20 protein-coding genes and 1 other RNA gene are annotated in these 25758 nt (G+C 40.3%); 2 read left to right on the plus strand and 19 right to left on the minus strand.

Annotated elements, in window-relative coordinates; genetic code table 11:
* Window positions 1-6: 6 nt before the first annotated feature.
* The gene (locus EDD58_RS06875; protein ID WP_131924122.1) at window positions 7-1071 is read right to left on the minus strand and encodes a M42 family metallopeptidase; all 1065 of its coding nucleotides are present in this window, start codon (window positions 1069-1071) and stop codon (window positions 7-9) included.
* 194 nt (window positions 1072-1265) lie between these two features.
* On the opposite strand from EDD58_RS06875, the gene EDD58_RS06880 reads away from it, so the two are divergent.
* Window positions 1266-2969 carry a S8 family serine peptidase gene (locus EDD58_RS06880; protein WP_131924123.1) on the plus strand — a complete coding sequence of 568 codons (1704 nt, stop codon included), beginning with the start codon at window positions 1266-1268 and terminating at the stop codon, window positions 2967-2969.
* Window positions 2970-3021: 52 nt separating this feature from the next.
* Here the strand turns inward: EDD58_RS06880 and EDD58_RS06885 are convergent, their stop codons facing one another.
* The 5 genes from EDD58_RS06885 to EDD58_RS06905 form a co-directional block, all read right to left on the minus strand.
* Entirely contained in the window at window positions 3022-3291 is a 270-nt protein-coding gene (locus tag EDD58_RS06885; protein ID WP_131924124.1) for a hypothetical protein, read from the minus strand.
* A 93-nt stretch (window positions 3292-3384) separates the two neighbouring features.
* Entirely contained in the window at window positions 3385-3750 is a 366-nt protein-coding gene (locus EDD58_RS06890; protein WP_131924125.1) for a YidH family protein, read from the minus strand.
* 166 nt (window positions 3751-3916) lie between these two features.
* Window positions 3917-4332, minus strand: an RNA gene (rnpB, locus tag EDD58_RS06895) — RNase P RNA component class A.
* Between the two features lie 199 nt (window positions 4333-4531).
* A complete protein-coding gene (locus EDD58_RS06900) occupies window positions 4532-5638 on the minus strand; it encodes a Nif3-like dinuclear metal center hexameric protein (protein ID WP_131924126.1) in 1107 nt (368 codons plus the stop codon).
* Window positions 5614-6363, minus strand: a complete 750-nt coding sequence (locus tag EDD58_RS06905) for a tRNA (adenine(22)-N(1))-methyltransferase (RefSeq protein WP_243648685.1) — start codon at window positions 6361-6363, stop codon at window positions 5614-5616. The genes EDD58_RS06900 and EDD58_RS06905 overlap by 25 nt, the downstream gene beginning before the upstream one ends.
* A 105-nt stretch (window positions 6364-6468) precedes the next feature.
* Between EDD58_RS06905 and EDD58_RS06910 the strand changes: the two genes are divergently transcribed.
* Window positions 6469-6693 carry a spore germination protein gene (locus tag EDD58_RS06910; protein ID WP_131924128.1) on the plus strand — a complete coding sequence of 75 codons (225 nt, stop codon included), beginning with the start codon at window positions 6469-6471 and terminating at the stop codon, window positions 6691-6693.
* A gap of 47 nt (window positions 6694-6740) precedes the next feature.
* Here EDD58_RS06910 and EDD58_RS06915 read toward each other — a convergent pair whose 3' ends face one another.
* The 13 genes from EDD58_RS06915 to glyQ form a co-directional block, all read right to left on the minus strand.
* Window positions 6741-8207 (minus strand): M1 family metallopeptidase, encoded by a 1467-nt coding sequence (locus EDD58_RS06915; protein WP_131924129.1) that lies wholly within the window; start codon window positions 8205-8207, stop codon window positions 6741-6743.
* A gap of 173 nt (window positions 8208-8380) precedes the next feature.
* Window positions 8381-9499 (minus strand): 4-hydroxyphenylpyruvate dioxygenase, encoded by a 1119-nt coding sequence (gene hppD, locus EDD58_RS06920; RefSeq protein ID WP_131924130.1) that lies wholly within the window; start codon window positions 9497-9499, stop codon window positions 8381-8383.
* 210 nt (window positions 9500-9709) lie between these two features.
* Entirely contained in the window at window positions 9710-10324 is a 615-nt protein-coding gene (locus tag EDD58_RS06925) for a GNAT family N-acetyltransferase (RefSeq protein ID WP_131924131.1), read from the minus strand.
* A 343-nt stretch (window positions 10325-10667) separates the two neighbouring features.
* Window positions 10668-12314, minus strand: coding sequence for an AMP-binding protein (locus EDD58_RS06930; protein WP_207903267.1), 1647 nt, complete (start codon window positions 12312-12314; stop codon window positions 10668-10670).
* Window positions 12315-12328: 14 nt separating this feature from the next.
* The gene (locus EDD58_RS06935; protein ID WP_131924132.1) at window positions 12329-13468 is read right to left on the minus strand and encodes an acyl-CoA dehydrogenase family protein; all 1140 of its coding nucleotides are present in this window, start codon (window positions 13466-13468) and stop codon (window positions 12329-12331) included.
* A gap of 200 nt (window positions 13469-13668) precedes the next feature.
* Entirely contained in the window at window positions 13669-14808 is a 1140-nt protein-coding gene (gene rpoD / locus EDD58_RS06940; protein ID WP_131924133.1) for an RNA polymerase sigma factor RpoD, read from the minus strand.
* Window positions 14809-14839: 31 nt separating this feature from the next.
* Window positions 14840-16672, minus strand: coding sequence for a DNA primase (gene dnaG, locus EDD58_RS06945; protein ID WP_131924134.1), 1833 nt, complete (start codon window positions 16670-16672; stop codon window positions 14840-14842).
* A gap of 606 nt (window positions 16673-17278) precedes the next feature.
* Entirely contained in the window at window positions 17279-19948 is a 2670-nt protein-coding gene (ppdK, locus tag EDD58_RS06950; RefSeq protein WP_131924135.1) for a pyruvate, phosphate dikinase, read from the minus strand.
* Window positions 19945-20766, minus strand: coding sequence for a pyruvate, water dikinase regulatory protein (locus EDD58_RS06955; RefSeq protein WP_207903281.1), 822 nt, complete (start codon window positions 20764-20766; stop codon window positions 19945-19947). The genes ppdK and EDD58_RS06955 overlap by 4 nt, the downstream gene beginning before the upstream one ends.
* A 21-nt stretch (window positions 20767-20787) precedes the next feature.
* Window positions 20788-21426 carry a transcriptional regulator CcpN gene (ccpN, locus tag EDD58_RS06960; RefSeq protein WP_131924137.1) on the minus strand — a complete coding sequence of 213 codons (639 nt, stop codon included), beginning with the start codon at window positions 21424-21426 and terminating at the stop codon, window positions 20788-20790.
* Window positions 21427-21900: 474 nt separating this feature from the next.
* Window positions 21901-22455: a GNAT family N-acetyltransferase gene (locus tag EDD58_RS06965; protein ID WP_131924138.1), complete on the minus strand. Its 555-nt coding sequence runs from the start codon at window positions 22453-22455 to the stop codon at window positions 21901-21903.
* A 177-nt stretch (window positions 22456-22632) separates the two neighbouring features.
* Entirely contained in the window at window positions 22633-24720 is a 2088-nt protein-coding gene (gene glyS / locus EDD58_RS06970; RefSeq protein WP_131924139.1) for a glycine--tRNA ligase subunit beta, read from the minus strand.
* Window positions 24713-25603 carry a glycine--tRNA ligase subunit alpha gene (gene glyQ, locus EDD58_RS06975; protein WP_131924140.1) on the minus strand — a complete coding sequence of 297 codons (891 nt, stop codon included), beginning with the start codon at window positions 25601-25603 and terminating at the stop codon, window positions 24713-24715. Before glyQ ends, glyS begins: the two co-directional genes overlap by 8 nt.
* Between the last annotated feature and the right edge of the window lie 155 nt (window positions 25604-25758).

A 25758-nucleotide genomic window follows, 5' to 3' on the forward strand; every position in this document is an offset into this window, starting at 1 on the left:
TGAACTCTAGACGTAGTTGGTTAGTTCCACTACTTTTTGTTGGTTTAAACCTTTGATCACTTCTACAAGAAGACGAACCGTATTCTCCAAATCACTTTTACTAATCATCGATACATGACTATGAATATATCTAGCTGCTACACCTACCACCAAAGAAGGAACACCACTCTTGAAAAGATGAAACTTACCAGCATCTGTTCCCCCACCTAACATGGTATCCACTTGATAAGGGATATTATTTTTTTCTGCTGTCTCAATCACAAAATCCCTCAGGCGTATATTAGGAATCATTGATGCATCTAGAAAAGTAATTAACGCTCCTTGACCCAGTTTCGGTTTATTAGAAGATTCACTACCAGGAGAGTCTTGAGCAATCCCAACATCTAGGGCAAATGATACATCAGGCTCAACTACATAAGGCGCTGTATTAGCCCCGCGTAATCCTACTTCTTCTTGAACAGTTGTCCCTGCAATCAAAGTATTTGGATGGTTTTCGTAAGCAAGCTGATGAAGTACTTCCATCGCTAGATAGCAACCAACTCGGTTATCTAATGCTTTTGCCAAAATCGTGTCACCATCTGGCATGATTTCAAAGGGGCAAATGGGGACAATAGGGTCACCAATCCGAATCCCCCACTCTTTCACTTGTTCATCACTATGTGCACCAATATCAATAAACATTTCGCGAATCGGAACAATTTTATTTCGTTCTTCTGGAGTTAAAACATGTGGTGGTCTTGAACCAATCACCCCTGTATAAACCCTTTTTTCTGTAACGATCGAAACTCGTTGAGATAATAAGACTTGACTCCACCAACCACCCAAAGGCGCAAAACGAAGGTATCCACCTTTCGTAATTTCAGTCACCATAAACCCTACTTCATCTAAATGACCTGCTATTAAAATACGCGGATTCCCACTCTCCCCCTTCTTCTCTCCAAAAATACCTCCCATTTGATCGGTAAGGATATTTGTATTTGCCTTTTGCAATTCACGATAGATAATCTGGCGAACTTCCTGTTCATAACCAGGTACACCTTTAGCTTCTGTCAACTCTTGCAATAGCTTCATAAAGTCAACTCCTACTCTTATCATCGATTAATCCCTAGGATTTGGTAAATCACTTATCATTATGCAATTAAAGTAAAAACTTTAGAAAATGGGTCTTCAGGACTATTGTGGAAATATACAGAAAAGGTATATTATTTTATTGAGTAGATGCAATAATTCTACTTAGAACATCGGGTTTATCAAGGAGGACAACCATGAAGAAAAAGATGTTACGTGTATGCTCGATCGCTTTGGCTGTTAGTTTTGGTTTAGCATCCATCGTGTTGTCAAGCCCTCTTTCTGGTCATGCAGCAGGTACTCCTTCTCCGAACAAAGATGCCACACCCATTCAAAAAGTCCAAGGCTCCAAACTACTAAGTAATCTTCAAAACAAAATTTCTAAAGTAAATCATTCTGAAAAATTACCTGTCATTATTACTTTTAAAAATCTCCAACAAACCTCAAATTTACAAGCTTCAAAAGCAAAAGTCCCTTCCTTAAAAGCCAAACACTTATACAAAAACATCCCTGCAATCGCCACTGAGCTAACAAAATCCGAAATCAATGCTTTAACTGCTTTACCTGAAGTCGTGCAAATTGAATACGATGAGCCGATCCAATCTTTCTCTTCTACTGCAAATCATTGGTATGGTACACAAAAAGCCCGTACAGATTTTGGTGTAACGGGTGATCGTGATGGATCATTAAATTCTTATTCTAAAAGTGATGTAACGATCGCTGTAATCGATACGGGAATCGATGCGAGCCATGTCGATTTAGATGGAGGAAAAGTGATTGGTTGGAAAGACTTTGTAAATAATCGTTCCACCCCCTATGATGATCAAGGGCATGGAACTCACGTTGCTGGAATTGCAGCTGGAGCTGGGGATGGAAACTCTTCCTATGTAGGAGTTGCTCCGGGTGCTGCACTCGTTGGGGTTAAGGTTTTAGACTCAAGAGGTAGCGGCTCTATGAGTAATGTCACCGCTGGAATTGACTGGTGTATCTCCAATAAAAGCACCTATGGAATTGATGTAATCAATATGAGCCTTGGAACGAGCGGGAGTTCGGATGGCTCTGATGCCACTTCATTAGCTACCAACCGTGCAGCTGATGCTGGTATTGTGGTAGCCGTTGCAGCAGGAAACAGTGGACCTTCTACCAAAACAATCGGTTCCCCTGGAGCTGCCGAAAAAGCATTAACTGTTGGTGCAATGGCTGATCCAGGTGAAAAAGGATTTAATCTTGCCAGTTTCTCTAGTCGTGGTACGACTGCAGATGGTCGGATCAAACCCGATATTTCCGCTCCTGGTGTAAATATCATGGCTGCTAAGGCTAATAGCGGTAATGGCTATGTTTCTTATAGTGGGACGAGTATGGCAACCCCTTTTACAGCTGGTGCTGTCGCTTTAATGCTAGATGCTAACCCTAATCTCACTCCAGATCAAGTGAAATCAACCTTAGCCTCTACAGCCACCGACTTTGGTCCAGCTGGTAAAGATGTGGATTATGGTTCAGGGAACTTAAAGGGTTATGATGCTGTAAAAGCTGCAGGTGGATATACTGGTGAAGGCCCCGCTCTCCCTGCTCATATGAAAGCACAAGGAACAATCGGTGGATCTGGGTTGAAAGACGAATATACCTTCCAATTGGACGCTACCTCTACACCTATAGCCATTACGATGATTATGCCTAATTGGAGCTGGTTCCAAGACTATGACTTGTATCTCTTTGACCCTTCTGGTGTACAAGTAGCAAGCTCCACTAGCTCTAGTCGTCAAGAAACCATCAACTTTACACCAACTGTGACAGGTCAATATACGATTCGTGTCCACTCTTATCTGGGTTTTGGCAGTGGAAATTACTTCTTTGACTTAAGTGCGAATGGTTCTGGATTAACCCAGACTGTTAATCAGTAACTTTTAAAAGACGCCCTTGATACTTTTAGGGGCGTCTTTTTGCTGAGAAAAATTATATAAGAATATCGAAGTTGTCAGAAGCATCAGCAATAGCCAACTGATTTTCTAGCTTATTAATGACTTGAGCATAGTAATTAGAAGCTTGATCCATTTGACCCATTTCCATTAGATCTTTGTAAGTCTGATAGCTTTCTTGTAGCAAACGAAACGTATTTTTGAACTCATCTGGACTTAATAAAGGGGGACGACCCTCTCCCTCTTCGTTATAAAACATTTTGTATCTTTCTATATAAGCCTCAAATGAGGAAAATTGAGTGTGCATCATCCATCTACCTTTGCTTAACTTTTTAATTATATGGCACACACCTTAGTTTGCCTGAAGATGAAATCGATTATGCAAACGGTCTATCATCAATCAAAAAAATAATAAATAAATAAAGAACAAAGCACCTAACAAAATCGTTCCGATACTATATAGCCAAATGGGTGTGACAGAGGTAGTAAACGTTTGTTCATTAATCGTTTTTCTTTTTCGCAAGTAATCAATCGTTGTATATATAATAATGATTAGGCCGAGAATGATCGAGCCTAATCCAATGAATTGAGCAAAAAGATCAGCTTGTTGATTCACAATGAGTGGAGAAAACAAATGCAATCTTGCAGCGACAAATCCTAAACCAATCGTGGCTATAGCAGTTCGAACCCATGCTAAATATGTCCGCTCATTGGCAAGATGTTGCTGAATATACTTTGATTCATGGCTAGGCTGTTGAGAATCCATAGACAAATCCTTTCCGACTACTATTTATTCTTTTCTCTTTATTTTACTCTTCATTCATTAATAGACTCCCTGGTTATATCAGGCTGTAAATATCATTTTTTACCATACCATAAAATAAAAAAAGACCCTACAAAGGTCTCTTTTACACGGAATGACACAAGCTCTAATGGAAAGCAAACAATAAGCCGAGTTCTGTTCTCCTAGTGGTCATCACGACGGCTTGTACGTCTCCCACCAATGGAGTAGTAATCATCTGTCTAGACCATACATTGCTATATGGTTCAAGCGACCTACCCGAGATCGCTGCGGGCAACAGCTGCACGGATGTGCAGATCTCCTATCAGGTCTTGCTCCGGGTGGGGTTTACCTAGCCAGCATGTCTCCATGCTGCTGGTGCGCTCTTACCGCACCGTTGCATCCTTACCTGTGAGGTAAAAAACCTCCATCGGCGGTCTACATTTCTGTGGCACTATCCTTAGGGTCACCCCCACCGGTCGTTAACCGGCACCCTGCCCTATGGAGCTCGGACTTTCCTCCCGTGGGACCTTGCGGTACACCACCGGCGATTACCTTGTTTACTTTCCTCTCTTCAACAGACCCTATTATAGCAATTAGAATCGTTTATATCAATAGGTAGATACTGGTTAGTCTATTCCTTAACATCACTCCATCCCAGTTGTGACGATTAAGTAATCATTGCATGTTCAATCAGGCGTCGGAGCTCAATATTCACTTTCTATGAGCTTGCCAGAGAGTGAACATCCATAGCAATGAATGACCCTTATACAAATCGAAATGGATTCGTATCGATCTGTGATGCCAAGATTGGAATCGATGCTTGTAATCTTTTCTTTAGTTGTTCACAGACTCGTTCTACCACTAGATGCTCCACATGATGACCTGGATCGAGAATCGCTAAACCAAGCGCATCTGCATCTTGTGCGGTATGATAGCCAATATCTCCTGTAATATAGACATCAGCTCCCATCTGGGCAGCATTTTTAATAAAACTACCACCTGAACCACCTAAGATGGCAACAGTTTGTACCGATTGGTTAAGGTCACCTACAGAATGAAGTCCTGAAATTTGATACGCTAGTTTTACCTTTTCTGCCAACTCTTTGAGAGTCATCGCTTTATGTAAACGACCAATTCTGCCAAATCCTTGTTCTTTTCCCTTGAGCTCTAAAGGATAAATATCATAGGCAACTTCTTCATATGGATGTGCCTCTAACATCGCCTCAATCACTTGTTTTTGATTGGCTTCTTGAATGACCGTTTCAATTCGAATCTCATTTACTTTTTCCAATTCATTTTGTTTACCGAGATATGGATTTGTACCTTTCATCGGTACAAAAGTCCCAATCCCAGAGGTTTGAAATGTACAATGGCTATAGTTTCCAATCCAGCCTGCTCCCGCATTTCCGATCGCTTCAAATACAGAGTCACGATGGGTTTCAGGAACAAACACAACTAATTTTTTAAGCTTTTCATATTGGCTGGGTATCAAAACCTGAATCTCTTCTAACTGTAACTTTTCAGCCAGTACATCATTTACTCCATCAAAGGTAGCATCTAAATTGGTATGTGCCACAAAAACATTAATCTCATGTTTGAGAAGCTTGCCAAACATTCGTCCAGTAGGGTGATCTGTCCGCAATGCTTTTAAAGGATGATAAATGACTGGATGGTGGGCAACGATCCAATTAGTTCCTTGTTGAATCGCTTCATCAACAACTTCTTCATTTACATCAAGAGTCACCAAAATCCCATTCACTTCTGCATCTGGCTTTCCCACTTGAAGGCCAATGGGGTCCTTCTCTACTGCTAAATGGGGTGGTGCATACTGATTCATCCCGCGGATCAAATCTCTGCCGCTGATAGCCATGCAATCACCTTCTCCCAAAGTTTCATCTCTTCTTCGATCTCCTGCTTTCGACGTTTAGCTTCCATCGTTCTTCCTTTTTCTAATTGTTTTAAAACATTCTTCTTACCTTTCAGGTCTTCTACCAACTTTTTTCGCAATAAGGAATGTTTCTTTTGCCATAGAATCGGACCAATTTCCATGAGTTGCTCTTGAGTCAAAAGAGGCTGTTCATAAATGGAATTGTTTTCTCCTGGCTCTGCCACAATGATCTCATAAAAGAGACCTGCCTCTTCGACAATCGTTTCCTCCACCACTGTAAACTGATGCTCAAATAGCCATTGTCGAACTCTTTTTCCACCAATATTGGGTTGAAGGATAAGACGCTCCACTCTAGATAATTTCTCTTTTCCTTCATCTAAAATTTGTGATATCAATGCTCCACCCATACCTGCGATCACGACAACTTCTACTTCTCCCTGTTGGAGAACAGCTAATCCATCACCTTTTCGTACTTCAATGAATGAAGATAAACCCATTCTTCTGATCCGATCTTGAGCGTTTTCGAAAGGACCTCGATTTAATTCCCCGACAATGCCTTTTTGTAAGCGTCCTTGTTTGGCTAAGTGGATGAACAGAAGGGCGTGATCCGCTCCAATATCAGCCACTTTTTTCTTGTCAGGAACATACTGGGCAATTGTCAGTAAACGTTGTGATAAATCTCCAAGCTCTAAGTTACTCGATTTCATTGAATCCACATACACTCCCTCTTCAAACTTGATTGGTATTTTACATTATATCATCACGAATTCCCACCTAAAGCATAAAATATTGCCTAGAAGGGAGTGTTTTGGATGACTGGTGTAGTGAATAATATTTTTAACACTCAATTTAATTTAGTGGCTACTGCTTCTAATGTGAACTTAGGTGATGCAGTCAATATAAAACCGACCTTTGACAGAAAACTTGTGGGTAGCTCTTTTCCAGTCGGATGTGGAAGCGTTAATTTGAACGCCTCCGTTAATGATTACTTCGATGCAGACGGAATCGATAGTCCCGTCATTGGCACTTTACTTTAGAATCCATGGCCCCATACAAAAAAGCCGGTTGCCCGGCTTTTTTGTATTTAAGAAGCTTGTTTAAAGTATAACCATTTTTGGAAGAATGGTGTTAAGTTCTTGCCAGAAACCTGATTCGCAATCTTGATAAAATCTTGGGTGGTTGCCGTTTGAAATTGATAAGTCTCATAGTAGGTACGCATGATTTTAATCACTTGATCCCGACCGATTTCATCCATCAAGCTGTACATCATAGCAGTCGGTCGGATATAAACCATTAATCCATACACATGATCTGGATATTTATATAATGAGTCGGCAGACGTGACCCCAACCGCTTGATTGATTTCATTCGTACGAAGAGTTGCCTTCTTGAGAAGCTCTTTTTCGTCTTCATTCATCTTTTCTTGCATATAGAGAAACTCCGAAAAAGTAGTTAGCCCCTCATCTAACCACGGTTCTTTTACCTGATTATTACCAACTACTCCATACCACCATTGATGAGCGAGTTCGTGCACAACTACATTAATCGCAGGAGTAGGTCCTTGGTGGGAAGGAACTGTCGGCAAGGAAGTAACTAGCCCTGGATATTCCATCCCAGCAATGCCATATCCCGTTTCCCCAAGCACGATATCAATTTCATCATAGGGATAAGCACCAAAAATCTCACTAAAATACTTCATCCCGGATACCGCGGCTTCATGAAGTACAGGAGCCTCTTTTTCCATTCCTTTTAAGTACCAGAGATTTACTTGCACTTTTCCCGATTTCCCTTTGATGACCTCATAATCCTTGGTTAAAACAGCAGCAAAGTCACGTACATTGTCCTGTTTAATTGTAACTTGAGACTTCCCCTCATGCCCCTGATTATTTCCTGTTGAAATCACTTGATATCCTTTAGGAATATGGAAAGTCACATCAAAATCAGACATCTGTGTATAAAAAGGATCTCCTGTAGTTGTATATGGATCTGTGTGCCAACCCTCTTGATCTTGAACAGCTAACATCGGATACCACTGTGCCAAAAAAGCAGTTTGTTTATAAGTATTTAAACGTGTTCCTCCATGCGGAAGCTGAAGACTAAAATCCATTGCAATCCGCGCTGATTCCCCCTGTTTCACTGGGTTAGGAAGATTCACTTTCATCACAGTCTCTTTGATATCTTCTTTCACTGCCTTACCATTCACTTTTAGGTTAGAAATCTGAATATAACCGGGTTTAGTTGGCCTAGACTCTTGGCCATACTTCCAATCCTTAAAAGCATTGGGGTATAAATGAAAATACACATGTGATTGTGGTTCTGTTCTCGTCTCTGGTAAAGTAACTACCATATGTCCAACAACCTGATCTTTTTTTTCATCATATGTAGCTTTAATCTGATATTGAGGGCGGGATTGATAAACTTGATTCATTGAAGAAGGGCTCTGGGAACTTGCTTGGTGCTCAGAAGGAAAAGCAGTTTCATGAAAGGTACTAATCATTGCCATACACACAAGTACAGCACTTATGCTAAACATAAAAAAACGACGCTTCATCTGTCAATCACCTCAGCTCTTGGGTTCTTCCATATAGGATGACCCAGAGAAAGAAAAATTATGACAGATGAAGTGCCGAATCAAATCCATATTCCATAAAAATCATGTTAATTCATGAGTAATCTTTCGTGCGAGATCAATTCGTACCCCAACAAACTTCATCTATTGATGAATTACAGATTCCCACGGCGTTCTTGCTCTCTCTCAATCGCTTCAAATAAGGCTTTAAAGTTTCCTTCTCCGAAGCCTTTCGCACCTTTTCTCTGAATAATTTCAAAAAATAAAGTAGGGCGATCTACAATTGGCTTCGTAAAGATCTGTAATAAATATCCCTCATCATCACGGTCCACCAAAATACTCAAACGCTTCAAATCTGCTATGTTTTCATCTATTTCTCCTACACGCGCTTGTAACTCTTCATAATAGGTATCTGGAGTATCTAAAAATGCTACACCTTGTTCTTTTAAGGCAGAGACGGTTTGAACAATATCATTGGTAATGAGCGCAATATGCTGAACTCCTGCTCCCTGGTAAAATTCAAGGTATTCTTGGATTTGTGATTTGCGTTTTCCTTCAGCGGGCTCATTGATCGGAAACTTAACTCGTCCTGTACCGTTGTACATCACTTTCGACATCAACGCAGAGTATTCGGTGCTTATATCTTCATCGTCAAAGTGGATCATTTGTTTAAAACCAAACACTTTTTCATAATAAGATACCCACTCTTCCATTCTTTCCACATTTCCAACGATATGGTCAATCGCCACTAATCCTGGAGTAACTTCAGGAAGGTTCAATTCGCTAGCTATAAATCCTGGAGCGAATAAGCCTGAGTAGTCCTTCCGCTCAACTAATGTATGAACAGTATCACCATAGGTTCCAATTACTGCTTTTTTAATAATTCCATGCAAATCTTTCTCTTCAAAAGGCTCTTTAACAACAATTCCACCTCTTGAAACCGCTTCCATAAAAGCCTGCTCAACATTATCTACACGTAAAGCAATATCTTTAACGCCATCCCCATGCTTAGTGACGAATTGAGTAATTTCATGTTCTGGGTGATAAGAACCACTGACCAATAGGCGGATATTTCCTTGTTCTAATAGATATGACGTTTTTTCTCGACATCCTGTTTCCAGACCACTATAAGCAACAGGCTTAAAACCATAGGTTCGGCAAAAGAAATAAGCAGCTTGTTTGGCATTTCCAGAGAAGTATTCGATATAGTCAATATCTAGGATCGGAAAGAAATCCCCTTTCAAATGAGCAGAATTAAATTGTTCCTTTGACATGGATCATTCACCCTCTTTTAAATATTCCTTATATTATTAGATTAATGAACAGAGGAAATAATCGCAAGCACATACTGTAGTGCGCCATCGCTTTTATGTAAAATAGTATACTCAGATCCCTGATCGATTGAATAAAAAGTGTCAGCCAAAGAATTCATCTCCCTTAGCCGACATTGAAACTTCTCTTTCCCTAAAATATAAAATAAGCACTCAAAATCCTATGCCATCATTTTTACTTGATGTAAGTGTGTGAAATTCCTCTGGAATCATCGAATAAACACATGTATTTTCAAGTTTTTGATCTACTGTCACACGATGATTTCGTAATATACCTTCTAATTTGTATCCCAATCTTTCTGCCACTTTTCGACTGCGAACATTTCGTTGATCGCATCGAATTTCGAGACGCTTAGCAAGTAAAATTTCAAAAGCGAATACAGTTAGACCTCGAACCGCTTCTGTAATATAACCTTTCCCTTCATCAGCTTTTCGACACCAATATCCGATTTCAAACTTTGGAACACTCCAATCAATTCGGTGTAAACCACTAATTCCAATAAAACGATCCGTCTTTCTTTCAAACAAATGAAAACGGAGATCAGATCGCTCCAAAAAGTTACAATGTGCTTTTCTTACATTGATTTCAGTATCCTTTTTGGTAGGCGCTTCCTTTGCCCATGGCATCCATGGTTGTAAGCTCTCCATAGACTCGATAATCCCTTCATAAACTTGAGTACCGTCCCCGGGTAAAGGATAACGAATTAATAACCTTTCCGTTTCAAAAGAATTAGGAAAGTCATTTAAAATGGGTGGGAGTGGGTCCATATCTCCATTCCTCATTTCATCACATTTTTAAACCTACTGTTCTCCATTTGTATGAGAGAGCAGATCCGCATTGCTTCAAGCCCCCAATGGGTACACCTAAAGCAACATTACTGTATTAGCCTTCGGTGATCCGCACGGATACTCAGTTCGTTTGGGGGAAGGTCGACTCCTTCATCTAGGTATCGACATCGACACTACAGAGGGTTAACTAAATGAATTTTATCAAATGACTCACAGACTGACTAGTCAATGACTCCTCGTCACCATGATCAATCGAGGTAAAAAGCCCTATTTCGGATTTGTGAACAAAACTCTCCGAAATAGGGCAAATATTACTACATAATTAATGAGTCGATTGCTGTTGTTCTAGGTATTGTTCACGTAGACGATATTTTTGGATCTTCCCACTAGCAGTCATTGGGTACTGGTCCACAAAAATCACCTGGGTAGGAATCTTGTACTTTGCAATTTGACCTTTGCAATAAGACTTGATCTCTTCTTCCGAAATATTGACTCCTTCTTTTTTTCGAACAAAAGCAATCGAGATTTCACCATATTTTTCATCGGGAATACCAACCACTTGAACATCTAATACTTTCGGATGGGTGTATATAAACTCTTCAATTTCCCTAGGATAAATATTTTCTCCACCACGGATGATCATATCTTTGAGCCTACCTGTAATCCGAAAATATCCCTGCTCGTCCATCACAGCTAGATCTCCCGTATGCAGCCAACCTTCAGAATCAATCGCTTCTGCTGTCGCTTCAGGCATATTATAATAACCTTTCATGACATGATAACCACGCGTACATAATTCTCCTTGTTCACCGGGAGGGAGCTCTTCTCCAGTTTGTGGATCGAGGATTTTCACTTCGACTTCTGGCAATCGTTTACCTACTGTGGAAACCCGGATCTCAATCGGATCATCTGTCCTGGTCTGTGTAATCACTGGAGAAGATTCTGTCTGTCCATAAGCAATGGTAAGCTCTTTAATCCCCATCTGATCTGTCACTCTTCTCATAACTTCAATCGGACAATTGGAACCTGCCATAATTCCTGTTCTTAAGGTATCAAAGCGAGTATGCTCAAATTGAGAATGATTTAACTCTGAGATAAACATTGTAGGGACACCGTGCAATCCAGTACATTTCTCTTGTTCTACAGCTTTTAATACTTTCTCTGGATCAAACATTGTCAACGGAACCATTGTCGCTCCAACACTTACACATGCCATCGTTCCAAGGACGCATCCAAAACAATGAAAAAAGGGAACAGGGATACACAAACGATCTTGGCTGGTCAATTTCATACATTCAGCAATATTTCGACCATTGTTAACAATATTGCGGTGAGTTAACATGACCCCTTTAGGAAAACCTGTTGTACCTGAAGTATATTGCATATTAATCACTTGATCAGGTGAAAGAGAGCGTTGACGCTGTTTTAACTCTTCATCTGATACTTCTTTCCCCATTTCTAAGATGTCTTCCCATAGGAACATCCCTGAATGACGTTTCTCACCTAGAAGAATCACATTTTTTAGACGAGGCAAACGAGAAGATTGAAGTTGACCTGGCAAACAATGATTTAGTTCAGGACAAATCTCTAATAACATATCTAAATAACTAGTACCACGCACTTGCTCCATTAAAATAAGTGTTTCAGTATCTGATTGACGTAGTAAATATTCTAATTCACGTGTTCGATAATTGGTGTTAACAGTTACAAGGACAGCTCCCATTTTTCCGGTTGCAAACTGCGTGATTAACCATTCAGGTTGATTCGTTGCCCAAATGGATAAATGATGCCCTGGCTCTAGCCCTAACCTCATCAAACCTTTTGCTGTCTGATTACACACTTCCTGAAATTGCCGATAGGTAAGGCGAACGTTTTCAAACTCCGGATAGACAACCGCTTCCTGATCTCCTACGAGCTTCACTTGTTCATCCAATAAATCGCCAACAGTCAGGTGGATCAATTCGGCCATCCCTGTTCCTCCTCTTAACAGCCAATTTCCCGGGCAATAATATTACGTTGAATCTCAGACGTTCCTTCCCCAATTTCAGTTAGTTTGACATCACGGAAAAAGCGTTCTACTTTATAATCATGCATATAGCCCCATCCTCCATGGATTTGTACGGCCTGATTACATACATTCATCGCTATTTCCGAAGCATATAATTTGCACATGGAAGCCTCTTTGGTAAATTTCCTGCCTTGATCTTTGAGCCAGGCGGCTTTATAAACCATGGTTCGTGCCAACTCAATTTGCATATGCATATCTGCCAATTTATGCTGAATAACCTGAAATTTTGAAAGAGATTGACCAAATTGAACACGCTCTCGTGCATATTGTAAAGCTAATTCATAAGCCCCCTGCGCAATCCCGACTGCCATCGCACCAATACCAATCCGACCACCATCTAGCGTGATTAGAAATTGTTTAAAGCCTTTTCCGATTTCACCTAACACTTCATGCTCAGGAATCCGTACCTGATCTAAGACTAATTCAGTTGTATTGGAGCTATGAAGACCCATTTTTATATATTGATCATGAACTGTAAATCCTGGAGCATCTGTAGGAACGATAAATGCCGTAATCTCACGAGTATTCCCCATATTTCCTGTAATCGCAGTAAGCGCTAAAAACTTAGCATAACTCGCATTAGTAATAAAACATTTGGAGCCACTAATGACCCATTCATTACCTTCTTTAACTGCCTTCGTCTTCGTGCCTCCAGCATCTGAGCCAGCATTGGGTTCAGTCAAGCCAAAAGCACCCAACGACTCTCCCTGGCATAACGGAATTAAGTATTTTTGCTTTTGCTCCTCGGTACCAAACAGATAAATAGGTGCACATCCTAATGAAATATGGGCCGAATAAGTAATCCCAGTAGAAGCACAAACACGACTCAATTCCTCAACTGTTATGGCAAAGCTAATGGTATCCGAACCACCTCCACCAAACTTTTCTGGAAAAGGAAGTCCCATCAATTGAAGCTCAGCCATCTTAGAGAAAATCTCTTTAGGAAACTGTTTTGTTCGATCACGTTCATCCGCATCTGGGGCGACTTCACCTTCAGCAAAATCTCTCATCAGTTTACGAATCATGTGTTGTTCAGCTGTAAGATCAAAGTTCATGGTACCCCACTCCTCTTAATTGTTAGCGCTTTCACTCTCATTATAGACAGTTTCGGTCTCATTCTTCAAGAATTTTTCGAATCTCCCTAACGGTTCAAGCTAAATTGTCGGAAACTTATTTGCATTGAGATGGGAAAAGGGATAAAATTGAGTCAATAAAAAAAAGCACCCCACGTTGAGGTGCTATCATAAAAAGTATGTTATTCAAGGAAATCTTTTAACCGCTTGCTTCGACTTGGATGCCGTAACTTCCGAAGTGCTTTAGCTTCAATTTGCCGGATCCGCTCACGAGTTACACCAAATACTTTTCCTACTTCCTCAAGAGTACGTGTTCGTCCATCATCCAAGCCAAAACGTAAGCGTAGTACGTTTTCTTCCCGCTCTGACAATGTGTCCAGAACATCTTTTAATTGCTCTTTAAGAAGCTCATAGGCGGCAGCATCTGCTGGGGCTTGAGCATCGTCATCAGGAATAAAATCGCCAAGATGAGAGTCGTCTTCCTCCCCAATCGGGGTCTCTAAGGAGACAGGTTCTTGTGCAATCTTCATAATCTCACGTACTTTTTCGGGAGTAAGTGCCATCTCGATTGCAATCTCTTCTGGAGAAGGTTCTCTTCCTAACTCTTGAAGTAGTTGTCGAGATACACGAATCAACTTATTAATGGTTTCCACCATGTGTACGGGAATCCGAATGGTTCGGGCTTGGTCTGCAATTGCACGGGTAATAGCTTGCCGAATCCACCATGTTGCATAAGTACTGAACTTAAACCCTTTACGATAGTCAAACTTTTCTACTGCTTTGAGTAGCCCCATGTTCCCCTCTTGAATTAAATCCAAAAAGAGCATTCCACGACCTACGTATCTTTTTGCGATACTCACAACGAGTCTTAAGTTGGCTTCAGCCAGTCTCTTCTTTGCTTCTTCGTCATGTTCTTCAATTCTTATGGCCAATTCAACTTCTTCTTCAGCTGATAATAAGGGGACACGTCCAATCTCTTTTAGATACATACGAACAGGATCGTTGATTTTAACCCCCGGAGGAACACTGAGATCTTCCTCCATATATTTATCACTGTGATCTTCCCCCATATATTTATCACTGTGATCATCATCTTCTTCAGAAAACCCATCATTATCTTCATTTAGAACTTCAATACCTTGCTCTGTTAGTTGTTCAAAAAACTCATCGATCTGTTGGGAGTCTTGCTCATATGGAGCTAATTTATCCATGATTACTTTATAAGTAAGAGCTCCTGATTTTTTACCAACTTCAGTAAGCCGATCCTTCACTTGATCTAAAGAGAGTTCCAACTCAGTATCTAAGTTTTGTTCGTTCGCCAAAGTATGTTTCCTCCTTTCTGATGAACCGTTTTTATGTCCGCATCTGTAGTTGTTTTCTCAGCTGGTTAATTTCAATAGATAGCTGGGCGGCTTTAACATGTTCATCAGCTCTCGTTAATTGTTCAACCATTTTCTCTTTTTTCTCAATCTCTTTAAGTACAGGATAACTTTGGATATGCCAAGCATAGTCATTCAAGGCGTCCTCTGATACCTCTTCTGGTAGGTCCAACATCGCCAATTCACTAGCTTTCGGGATTAACGATGGATCTTTAAGAGTACTAATAAACCTTCCCACATCATCGGGAACATCTTGTTCGTAATAAGCATATAGATATGCAGCTAAGGCCGCGTATACTTCCATGTGAAATTCAGCGCCTACATGCTTTTTCGCCCATTGAGTAATATATTTGCTTCGCATCATATAAGCAACTAAATACATCTCTGATTTCTCAGCCATTGACATTTTCCGTAAGCCGAGCATGTGTTTGCTATGCTCACGGTACCCATTATTCCACTTGGCTTGTTCTTTATCCCTATTCTTTTCCCTATTTTTCTTCTTTCGCACTTTTCGTTGCTCTTCTTTAATTGCATCCAGTGACAAGGAAAATTCTTCAGCCAACTTACGTAAATAATGGTCTTGTTCGATTGCCATAGGTAAATCAGTGATCACATGAATCGCTTCATGTAAATACTGTAGACGTTGATCTTCATCTTGTAATTGATAGTTCTTTTTTAGACTTTCCAGTTTAAAAGCGGTTAATGATAAAGTCCCAGCTAAAATTTCCTCTTTAAATGCATTTCCCCCAAATTCTCGGATATACTCATCTGGATCTTTACCTAAAGGAACTTGTGCAACTTTGATCGTTAACCCATGTTGGCGTAATATCTCCAAACCTCGAGCTGCCGCATTCTGTCCTGCTAGGTCAGCATCATAACAAATAATAGCCGATTCAGCATTTCGTCTGATCACCTTTGCTTGATCATCAGTGAGCGAAGTGCCTTGAGTTGCTACAACCTGATAGATCCCTGATTGCCATGCTGAAATGACATCCATATAACCTTCAAAAAGAATCGCTTGGTCTTCTTTTCGAATAAAAGTTCGTGCTCGATGTAAGTTAAATAAATGAGTCCCTTTATGAAAAAGTACTGTTTCAGGAGTATTAAGGTATTTAGGACGTCCTTCACCAAGTAATCTTCCAGCAAAACCTATCACTCTTCCTTGAGAGTCGTGCAAAGGAAACATCAGCCTGTTGCGAAAACGGTCAAAACATCTATGCTGCGATGGGGTATCCTTTAAAGCGACTAACCCAGCTTTTACAAGAATATCTTCTTGAAAGCCTCTACGAAGTAGAAATGAAAGGAGGAACTCATAAGAAGGAGGTGCATATCCTAGTTGGAATTCTTCAATTGTCTGTCGAGAAATTTGACGATTTGCCAAATATTTCCGAGCAACATCTCCATGTTTAGTATTTAAAAGGATATGGTGGTAAAGTTGGGAAGCTAATTTCAAGGCATTTCTTAACTGCCGACGTTCTTCCTCTTCATGATGATCTAAAGATGAGTCTATTTCGGGAAGAGGGATTCCTGCTCGTTCGGCTAAGTATTGCACTGCTTCAACAAAGGTGAGTTGTTCGATCTCCATCATAAACTTGATGGTGTCACCACCCACTCCACAGCCAAAACAATGAAAGATTTGCTTATCTGGCGAAACAGAAAAAGAAGGAGTTCTCTCAGAATGAAAGGGGCATAAACCAAAGTAATTTCTACCGCTTTTTTTTAACTGTACATAAGATTGAACAATATCTACGATATCGAAGTGTTTACGTACGCGGTCAATCACTTCTTCGGGGATTCTTACTCCCATGAAAACCACTGCTTTCTATCCCACCCGAATTTTGCACATCCGGAAATGTTTATTTTCCAGAACAACATCTATCTATTCGCCATCATTCGCCAAAGTCCTCCAGAAATTCTTTTCTTTGTTACTGGTAATGTTTTCTTTAAATCTCAAATTGACCTTTATAAAAATTCTCTATCCTCCTATTCTACATAAAAATAGGTTCTCCTTCTGCAACCTTTTTTTAGTATTTAAAAGACTAGATCGACTCATCAATTGTCGATTTATGTTTTTTAAATCTTTATACTGGCTGGAGGTTTATTCTGAAGTGAGGACAAAACCTCAAAATAAATTGGCTTTTGAAATCACTCATAAATAAGATGATCTGTTCTATTACTTATCTTAGAATCCTTTTCATAAAAAAATACCCGGAAGCATCCGGGCAAGGGAATTTCTGCGAAAAACATCACCATTAAAATAATAGCAAGTTGCTGATCAATGTCATTCCTACCACTTGAAGCATGTTCTATGCTTCAAGTGGTTAGATTTAAGTGTCTTCGCACGCCATCATGAATTATACCACAAATAATTGCTCTCAGTACCACTATGGGGAACGTTATCTAAACTTCTAGATTACCGATCGATTTCTTCGTCCTTTGAAGACCGGATGACTGCTTGTGCTGCGGATAATCGTGCCAATGGAACGCGGAATGGTGAACAACTGACATAGTTAAGCCCCGCTTCATGACAAAATTGGATGGATCTCTTTTCACCACCATGTTCGCCACAGATACCTGTTTTCAAATTTGGCTTCGTTTTACGCCCCCGCTCTACTCCGATCCGAACCAATTCACCCACACCCTCTTGATCCATCACAATAAAGGGGTTTTCCGGGAGGATTTTCTGATCAATATAGGAGTGTAAAAATTTACCTTCTGCATCATCCCGACTATAACCAAAAGTTGTTTGTGTTAAGTCATTCGTTCCAAATGAAAAGAAATCAGCTTCATTAGCAATTTCTTGTGCCGTAAGTGCAGCACGTGGTACCTCGATCATGGTTCCTACAGTAAATGAAACGGTAACACCTGTTTGTTTTTGAACTCGTTCTGCTACCTGGAAAACCAATGCTCTCATTTGTTTTAATTCATTTACATGTCCCACTAATGGAATCATGATTTCTGGTTCTACTGGACTCCCTTTTTGGACACACTCAGTAGCTGCTAACAGAATCGCTTCCACTTGCATTTCATAAATCTCTGGATAAATCATACCTAAGCGGCAACCTCGATGCCCCAACATCGGATTAAATTCATGTAGAGAACGAACTTTACGAAGCAAAGCTTCTTTGCGGAGCAACTCTCTATGATCTGCTTGAGGATCCATTTGCATTTTGGTTATTTCCACCAATAACTCTTCCATGTTGGGTAGAAACTCATGCAATGGAGGATCTAACAAACGAATATTCACTGGGAGCCCAGCCATCACATCAAAAATCTCTTTGAAATCATTTTGCTGAACAGGTAATAACTTTTGTAGTGCCTCTGTTCTCTCTTCTAAAGTTTCGGCAAGAATCATCTGTTGCACAATCGGAATACGAGTCGGTTCCATAAACATGTGTTCGGTGCGACATAATCCAATTCCTTCTGCCCCTAACTCTCGCGCTTTAGAAGAATCATTGGGGTTATCAGCATTCGCACGAACCTGTAAGGTACGAACCTCATCCGCCCAACTGAGGAGCTCTTTAAATTCATCCGATAACTCAGGATCAATCAGTGGCACTTCCCCTTTCATTACTTTACCTGTACTACCATCAATGGAAAGAAGGTCTCCCTCACTTAGTTTCAAATCACCCACATAAACCTCTTTTTGACGAAGATCTATTTTTAACTGTTCACATCCACAGACACAAGCTTTTCCCATGCCTCTAGCAACAACTGCCGCATGACTGGTCATTCCACCACGACTGGTTAAAATCCCTTGTGCAGCTAAAATTCCATGGATATCTTCAGGTGTGGTTTCTGGACGGACAAGGATTACTGCTTCTCCATGATTTGCTTTCTTTTCGGCATCATCTGCATCAAAAACGATTTGACCTGAAGCAGCTCCTGGTGAAGCTGGAAGTCCTTTAGCAATCACATCTAATTGCGCCTCTGGATCTAGGCGTCTGTGTAGCATTTGATCCAATTGATCTGGATCAATCCGTAATAGTGCTTGATGCTGATCAATAATTCCTTCACGCACTAAACTAACAGCAATTTTCACAGCTGCCTGTGCTGTCCGTTTACCCGCACGTGTCTGTAATATATATAACCGTCCTCTTTCAACTGTAAACTCGATATCCTGCATATCTTTATAATGTTGTTCCAGTTGCTCACTAATCTCTTGAAACTGCTTATAAATTTCTGGCATCTCTAATCGAAGTTGATGAATTTCTTGTGGAGTTCTGACACCAGCCACAACATCTTCTCCTTGGGCATTGATCAAGAACTCACCATACAACTCATTCTCACCAGTTGAAGGATTTCTTGTAAAAGCTACCCCTGTTCCAGAGTCATTTCCCATATTACCAAAAACCATTAATTGGATATTCACAGCGGTACCCAGATCATCAGGAATTTGGTGGATTTTACGATATATCTTCGCACGCTGATTGTTCCAAGATTTAAAGACAGCCGTAATCGCTTGTTTGAGTTGCATATTAGGATCTTGAGGAAATTCTGTATCGGTCCGTTTAGCGATTAATCTTTTAAATTCCTTGATTACCCATTTCCAATCTTCCGCTGTTAACTCTGTATCTTGCGAAACACCTTTATTCTCCTTACATTGGTTAATAATCATTTCAAAGTGATAATGATCTACTCCAAGTACGACATCACCAAACATTTGAATAAAGCGTCGATAACAATCATACGCAAAACGTGGATTTTGTGTTAGCTCTTTTAATCCCTCTGTGGTTTGATCATTTAATCCCAGATTAAGAATCGTATCCATCATCCCAGGCATAGAAAAAACAGAGCCTGAACGAACTGAGACGAGCAAGGGATTTTTCACATCCCCCAAAACTTTTCCCGATTCTTTTTCCAATTGTTTGATTGCTGAGCCTACTTGTTCCATTAATTCGGTGGATAAGCTTTCCCTCGAATCATAAAAGTCCTTACATGCTTCTGTGGAGATGGTAAAGCCAGGAGGAACAGGTAAATTCACATTCGTCATTTCTGCTAAATTTGCCCCTTTACCTCCCAGAAGCTTTCTCATGTCAGCGCGACCTTCCCGAAACAAATAGACCATTTTTTTGTTGGTCATACCATGTTTCCTCCTTTTTTGAACATATCTAAGATAATATTGGCAGTTTCTTCTACTGCTTTATTGGAAACGTCAATCAACGGACAACCAACACGACGAATCACTTTTTCTGCATACTCTAGCTCTTCAAGAATTCGCTCTAAATTTGCATAGTTGGCTCCCGATAATAGCCCCAGTGATTTCAGACGTTCACGACGAATGTTATTTAATTGATTCGGATCAATCGTCAATCCCACACACTTACTGGCCGGAATTAAGTATAATTCATCTGGTGGATCCACTTCAGGCACTAGTGGTACATTAGCCACCTTTAATCGCTTATGTGCTAAATACATGGAAAGAGGGGTCTTGGATGTGCGTGAAACACCAATCAGAACCACATCTGCACTTAGTAATCCCCTAGGATCTCGACCATCGTCATACTTAACCGCGAACTCAATGGCCTCCACCTTTTTGAAGTAGTCATCATCCAATTTGTGAAGTAAACCTGGTTCATATCGTGGGTCTTTTTGAAATAAACCAGCTAAACCATCAATCATGGGGCCCATAATATCTACATAAGGAACCCCTTTCAGATTCGCTTCCTTTTTGATTAATCTCTGTAATTCAGGCACAACTAAAGTGAATACAATCAAAGCATTTTCTTCTTTGGCAGCTTGTACCGTTTCAACGATCGTATCACGGTCCATGACATAAGGGATCCGGCGCACTTCAATATTTTCCCCATTAAACTGACTCGATGCTGCTCGCACTACAAACTCTGCCGTTTCACCTACTGAATCAGATACCACATATACAATCGGATGAAAATCTTTCATAGGTATCATTCACTCCTCCCCTTACACTTCAACTGATTGTCCTAGTTCAACAAATGCTCTCACCAATGTTGTTTTACTGATACGACCCATCACTTCTAACTCATTGGGGTGGTTATGAAAGGGGCGAACTACAGGCAAAGAGTCCACCTGATGCCTCATCATTTGTACTGCGGCATGGTATAACGTATCCTCAGGTAGACAAGTGACGATATTAGGCATGCGAGACATGATAACTCCCACTGGAACAGTGGTTAAATCTTGCTTTCCCATAGTCACTTGTAACAAATCTTTTCTAGAGATAACACCAGCGAGTTGCCCTTCATTCTTCGTAACATAAAGAGAACCCACATCTTCCAAAAACATGGTACAAATCGCATCATAAACCGATGACTCTTCTTTCACGACAATGGGTAACGATTTATAATCTTTGACGTATAAGTTGCGGACATGTTCACCTAGTAACTGATTTGCAGTTTTCCCTGAGTAAAAATAGCCTACACGAGGTCGGGCATCCAAAAATCCCGCCATGGTTAGTATGGCTAAATCTGGACGTAGAGTTGCACGCGTTAATTGGAGTTTTTCAGCAATCTGTTCTCCAGTAATCGGTCCCTCAGCTTTCACAATCTCAAGGATCTTTTCTTGGCGCTTCGATAGCTCGATCTTGCTGCACCTCCTATATGTAGTAGAACAGCATTTAAATATGACATACTTTTTAGCGCATTTTTCATATATAGTATATAATATTTATCGCAGATCTTTCCACTCTAAGTTTTTAATGAAAGGATCATTTTGGAGATTACATGATAAATTTTCCCTTTTATTTCTAATATAGTAGAACGACTTTGCTTTTAAAAAGGACTTCTCCTTTTTCTGTCCTTTCCATAAAATTCAACTAAATAGACGGATTCATTTAATTTTATAAATCACTTATTCACAAGCTGTGGATAACATGTGAATAATGTGGATAATTATATTTTTAATGAATGTTTCTTATGATTTTATGACAATAAATGATTAAACTCCTACGAAGCCTATCACCATTCAGTTTCAGAAATGTTACAAAAGTATCATTGAAAAATCATTGGATGCGAATCAATAAATATCCAACAAAAAATAGCTCACGAATCAAGTGAGCTATTTGGAGTCAATTGCTTGATATTGATCTTTAGTTAAACCGTAGATGACAAGGTTATGAAATCGATTGTAAAGCCATTCGCCATCCTTGATTATACCTTCTTGCTTAAACCCTAGACGCTCCGGAATCAACCTACTTTTATGATTCTCTTCTCCACAACGAATCTCAATACGGTGTAGATCATATTCCCGAAAGCCGATCTCAATCAGTGCACGACATGCCCTTGTCATGATTCCTTTTCCTTGAGCATCCTTGGATAGCCAATAACCGATTGAGCTTGAGCGATTTCGTTGACAAATCTTATGGAAGCCAATAATTCCAACAATCTCACCCTTGTAACTAATCCCTGTGGAAAAACCATCTTCATTCGCAAAGCTCTGTAGCCACATCTGAATAACTGTAACCGAATCTTCCACTGACTTTGTCGAATCTACCCATGGTAACCATTCACGAAGATGGGAACGATTCTTGTCGATGAGTTGGTATATTACAGGTGCATCTTTTTTCTGTAGCAAAACGAGCGAAAGTTCATCATCAATAAAATAAGAAAACATTTTTCATTTTTCCCCATCTATAAATTTTATAAGTAAATTCTATTCGATGAAGGCAAAGACGAGGCAACTCTTCTTTGAGAGACTTCTATGCCTTTTTCCTCCTCCCAGAATCAAAGAGTGGAGCAGACTTCTCCTCTTCTTTGCAAGGTACAAACTCAAACTGATTCTCACCTGTTTTTAAGAAGGAAAAACCAAATGTTCAAAGGAAGCAAATCGCTTCACTAAGTTCGTAATTTCTTTTAATAAAGCGAGTCGATTTTGTCTCACTTGTTCATCTTCAACCATTACCATCACATGATCAAAGAAAGAGTGAATTTCTGGAACCATGTGTACTAATGCTTGATACATAGCGGCTGAGTTTTGCTGTTCAAAGGCAACAAGATAGTCTGTCTTTGCTTCTTGATAAGATTTATAAAGGCTTTGTTCACTAGGTTCCAACAATCCTGATGGAGATAGTTCTACTTCACTTGCTTTCTCGGCTAAGTTGGCTGTACGGGTAAACCCTTCCACTTCATGTTTAAATGCTTCTCGTTCAAGCTGTCCCATCAGTACTTTCGCCTTTTCTAAGATCGATACAGGATGATTAATCCCAGCTGCTAACACTGCATCGATCACATCATAACGAATCTGCTCTTCCTGTAACACAGCCTTGATCCGAAGAGCAAAGAAATGCTCCAGATCGTTTTCCACGGTTTCTCTCTCTTCTTTAAGTAATCCATCTGATTCCAACTGATTTAGGGAATGTTGGATTAAGTCAGAGAGACTAAGCGTAAAACGATTCTCTTGTAGTAAAACTTGTACAATTGCAGCTGCACGACGACGTAATCCATATGGATCTTGGGAACCTGTAGGCTGAATTCCAATTCCAAAACTAGATGTGATGGAGTCCATCTTATCGGCAATCGAAAGAACAGAACCAATCATACTCTTTGGAATCTCGTCCCCATGGATCCGAGGATATTGATATTCTAAAATGGCATTGGCCACCTGAGAGGCTTCTTTAGCGTGTAACGCATAGATTTGCCCCATAATTCCCTCTAACTCTGGAAATTCATTTACAATCTGTGTCGCTAAACTAAACTTGTTAATCTCCGCAGCCCGTTGAAGATGCGTAAGATTCTCCTCATCCAAACCTACTTGTTGTGCAATCATCATCGCTAGCTTCTGTACTCGACGAGAACGATCACCAATGGAACCCAACTCCTCTTGGAAAACAATCGAATCTAATTTCTCCACAGCATCTTGAATCGGTAATTTAAGATCTTCTTCAAAAAAGAAGCGCGCATCTGCCAAACGTGCTCTAAGTACTTTTTCATTTCCTTTCGCAACCAATTCTAAGCCATGATCGTTTCCGTTTCGAACAGTGACAAAGTATGGGAGAAGCTCACCTTGCTCATTTTCGACTGAAAAATAACGTTGGTGCTCTTTCATTGTGGTGATCAATACAGACTTTGGCAACAATAAATATTCTTTTTCAAAGCTTCCACTAAGAGCTGTTGGATATTCGACTAAATACGTAATCTCTTCCAACAATTCCTCATCGACAGGAATCGACCAATGGTTTTCTTGTTCCAATTCTTTTAACTGGTTTAAAATCAATTCTCTTCGCTCAGTAGCATCTGCAATCACAAACTGTTCACGCATGATCTCTATATATTTGGACGGCTCAGGGATCATCACATCACTACCAAGAAAGCGATGTCCTTTTGAGAGATTACCAGCGGTCACGCCTGCCCACTCAACAGGAAGCACTTCTTTACCATATAGACAAACGATCCAGCGAACAGGGCGAATAAAGCGAGTTTTGTTAGTTCCCCAACGCATGGTTTTAGGGAAATGTAATCCTTGAAAAACTTTGTGGATTTCTTTATTCAATTGGTCTACTGTTTTGGCCCCTGGTTGATGAATTTTCGCAAATACATACTGCACACCCTTTAACTCTTTTAACACCAGTTGTTCAGTAGATACCCCTTGTTTTCGAGCAAACCCTTCTGCTGCCTTACTCCAATCTCCATCTGCTGTTTTGGCAATCCGAGCTGCTGGTCCTTTTACTTCATCCTCAAAGTCGGCTTGGTGATCAGCTACATCTTGCACGAACACGGTTAAACGCCTTGGTGTCGCAAATGTACGAATCTCTCCATATTCGATCCGCTCATGGATCAACCATTCTTCTATTTTGCTTGCTAATTGTTGGATTGCATCCGTAACGAAACGAGCTGGAATCTCCTCACAGCCCATTTCTAATAGAAAATCTTTTTTACTCATGATTCATGCTCCCTTCTTTTTTTAGTAGTGGGAAGCCTAGCTTTTCTCTTTCCTCGACAAATATTTTAGCCATTCGGCGTGCTAAATTTCTAACACGAGCGATATAGCCAGTCCGTTCAGTCACACTAATCGCTCCCCGTGCTTCCAATAAGTTAAAAGTGTGAGAGCATTTCAACACATAATCATAAGCAGGAAAAACCAAATGTTCATCAAGAGCTCGCCCTGCTTCTTTTTCATACTCATCAAAAAGTTGGAAGAGTAAGCTTGTATTAGACAACTCAAATGTATATTTGGAATGTTCATATTCAGGCTGTAGAAAAACATCACCATATTTTACATGTTCAACCCATTCAAGCTCAAAGACATTTTCTTTTTCCTGAATATATGAGGCTAACCGTTCAAGCCCATACGTTAATTCAACTGACACTGGATCGACATCTAAACTTCCCACTTGTTGAAAATAAGTGAATTGGGTCACTTCCATCCCATCCAACCAAACCTCCCAACCTAAGCCTGCAGCACCAAAGGTAGGGTTTTCCCAATTGTCCTCTACAAAGCGGATGTCATGTTCAAGGGGATTGATTCCTAATACCTGAAGGCTATCTAAATATAAATCCTGAATGTTGTCAGGGGAAGGTTTCAAAATCACTTGAAATTGATGGTGTTGATAGAGTCGATTAGGATTTTCTCCATACCGACCATCAGCAGGACGGCGTGATGGCTCCACATATGCAACTTTCCAAGGTTCGGGACCTAATGAACGTAAAAAAGTCATAGGATTCATCGTACCGGCACCTTTTTCTACATCATAAGGCTGAACTAAAATACAACCTTGGCTCGCCCAATATTCTTGTAACTTCCAAATCATTTGTTGTAAATTCACCGAATCCACCTCCATAAAAAAGTAAAAGCCACTCGTCACCATGATGCTGGCGAAAAATCACCAACAATCATAGGGACGAGAGGCTTTGTTCCCGCGGTTCCACCCTATTTGGTTAACTCCATTGTTAACCCGCTTTGCTAACCCTTGTCGCACTC

Origin of the sequence: Hazenella coriacea (assembly GCF_004341825.1) — a bacterium.
Lineage (GTDB): Bacteria > Bacillota > Bacilli > Thermoactinomycetales > Thermoactinomycetaceae > Hazenella > Hazenella coriacea.

Excerpts from the sequence above, each read along its gene's own strand:
- EDD58_RS06875 (WP_131924122.1), bottom strand. The coding sequence starts at position 1,071 with ATGAAGCTATTGCAAGAGTTGACAGAAGCTAAAGGTGTACCTGGTTAT.
- EDD58_RS06880 (WP_131924123.1), top strand. The coding sequence starts at position 1,266 with ATGAAGAAAAAGATGTTACGTGTATGCTCGATCGCTTTGGCTGTTAGT.
- EDD58_RS06885 (WP_131924124.1), bottom strand. The coding sequence starts at position 3,291 with ATGCACACTCAATTTTCCTCATTTGAGGCTTATATAGAAAGATACAAA.
- EDD58_RS06890 (WP_131924125.1), bottom strand. The coding sequence starts at position 3,750 with ATGGATTCTCAACAGCCTAGCCATGAATCAAAGTATATTCAGCAACAT.
- EDD58_RS06900 (WP_131924126.1), bottom strand. The coding sequence starts at position 5,638 with ATGGCTATCAGCGGCAGAGATTTGATCCGCGGGATGAATCAGTATGCA.
- EDD58_RS06905 (WP_243648685.1), bottom strand. The coding sequence starts at position 6,363 with ATGAAATCGAGTAACTTAGAGCTTGGAGATTTATCACAACGTTTACTG.
- EDD58_RS06910 (WP_131924128.1), top strand. The coding sequence starts at position 6,469 with ATGACTGGTGTAGTGAATAATATTTTTAACACTCAATTTAATTTAGTG.
- EDD58_RS06915 (WP_131924129.1), bottom strand. The coding sequence starts at position 8,207 with ATGAAGCGTCGTTTTTTTATGTTTAGCATAAGTGCTGTACTTGTGTGT.
- hppD (WP_131924130.1), bottom strand. The coding sequence starts at position 9,499 with ATGTCAAAGGAACAATTTAATTCTGCTCATTTGAAAGGGGATTTCTTT.
- EDD58_RS06925 (WP_131924131.1), bottom strand. The coding sequence starts at position 10,324 with ATGGACCCACTCCCACCCATTTTAAATGACTTTCCTAATTCTTTTGAA.
- EDD58_RS06930 (WP_207903267.1), bottom strand. The coding sequence starts at position 12,314 with ATGGCCGAATTGATCCACCTGACTGTTGGCGATTTATTGGATGAACAA.
- EDD58_RS06935 (WP_131924132.1), bottom strand. The coding sequence starts at position 13,468 with ATGAACTTTGATCTTACAGCTGAACAACACATGATTCGTAAACTGATG.
- dnaG (WP_131924134.1), bottom strand. The coding sequence starts at position 16,672 with ATGGGAGTAAGAATCCCCGAAGAAGTGATTGACCGCGTACGTAAACAC.
- ppdK (WP_131924135.1), bottom strand. The coding sequence starts at position 19,948 with ATGACCAACAAAAAAATGGTCTATTTGTTTCGGGAAGGTCGCGCTGAC.
- EDD58_RS06955 (WP_207903281.1), bottom strand. The coding sequence starts at position 20,766 with ATGAAAGATTTTCATCCGATTGTATATGTGGTATCTGATTCAGTAGGT.
- EDD58_RS06965 (WP_131924138.1), bottom strand. The coding sequence starts at position 22,455 with ATGTTTTCTTATTTTATTGATGATGAACTTTCGCTCGTTTTGCTACAG.
- glyS (WP_131924139.1), bottom strand. The coding sequence starts at position 24,720 with ATGAGTAAAAAAGATTTTCTATTAGAAATGGGCTGTGAGGAGATTCCA.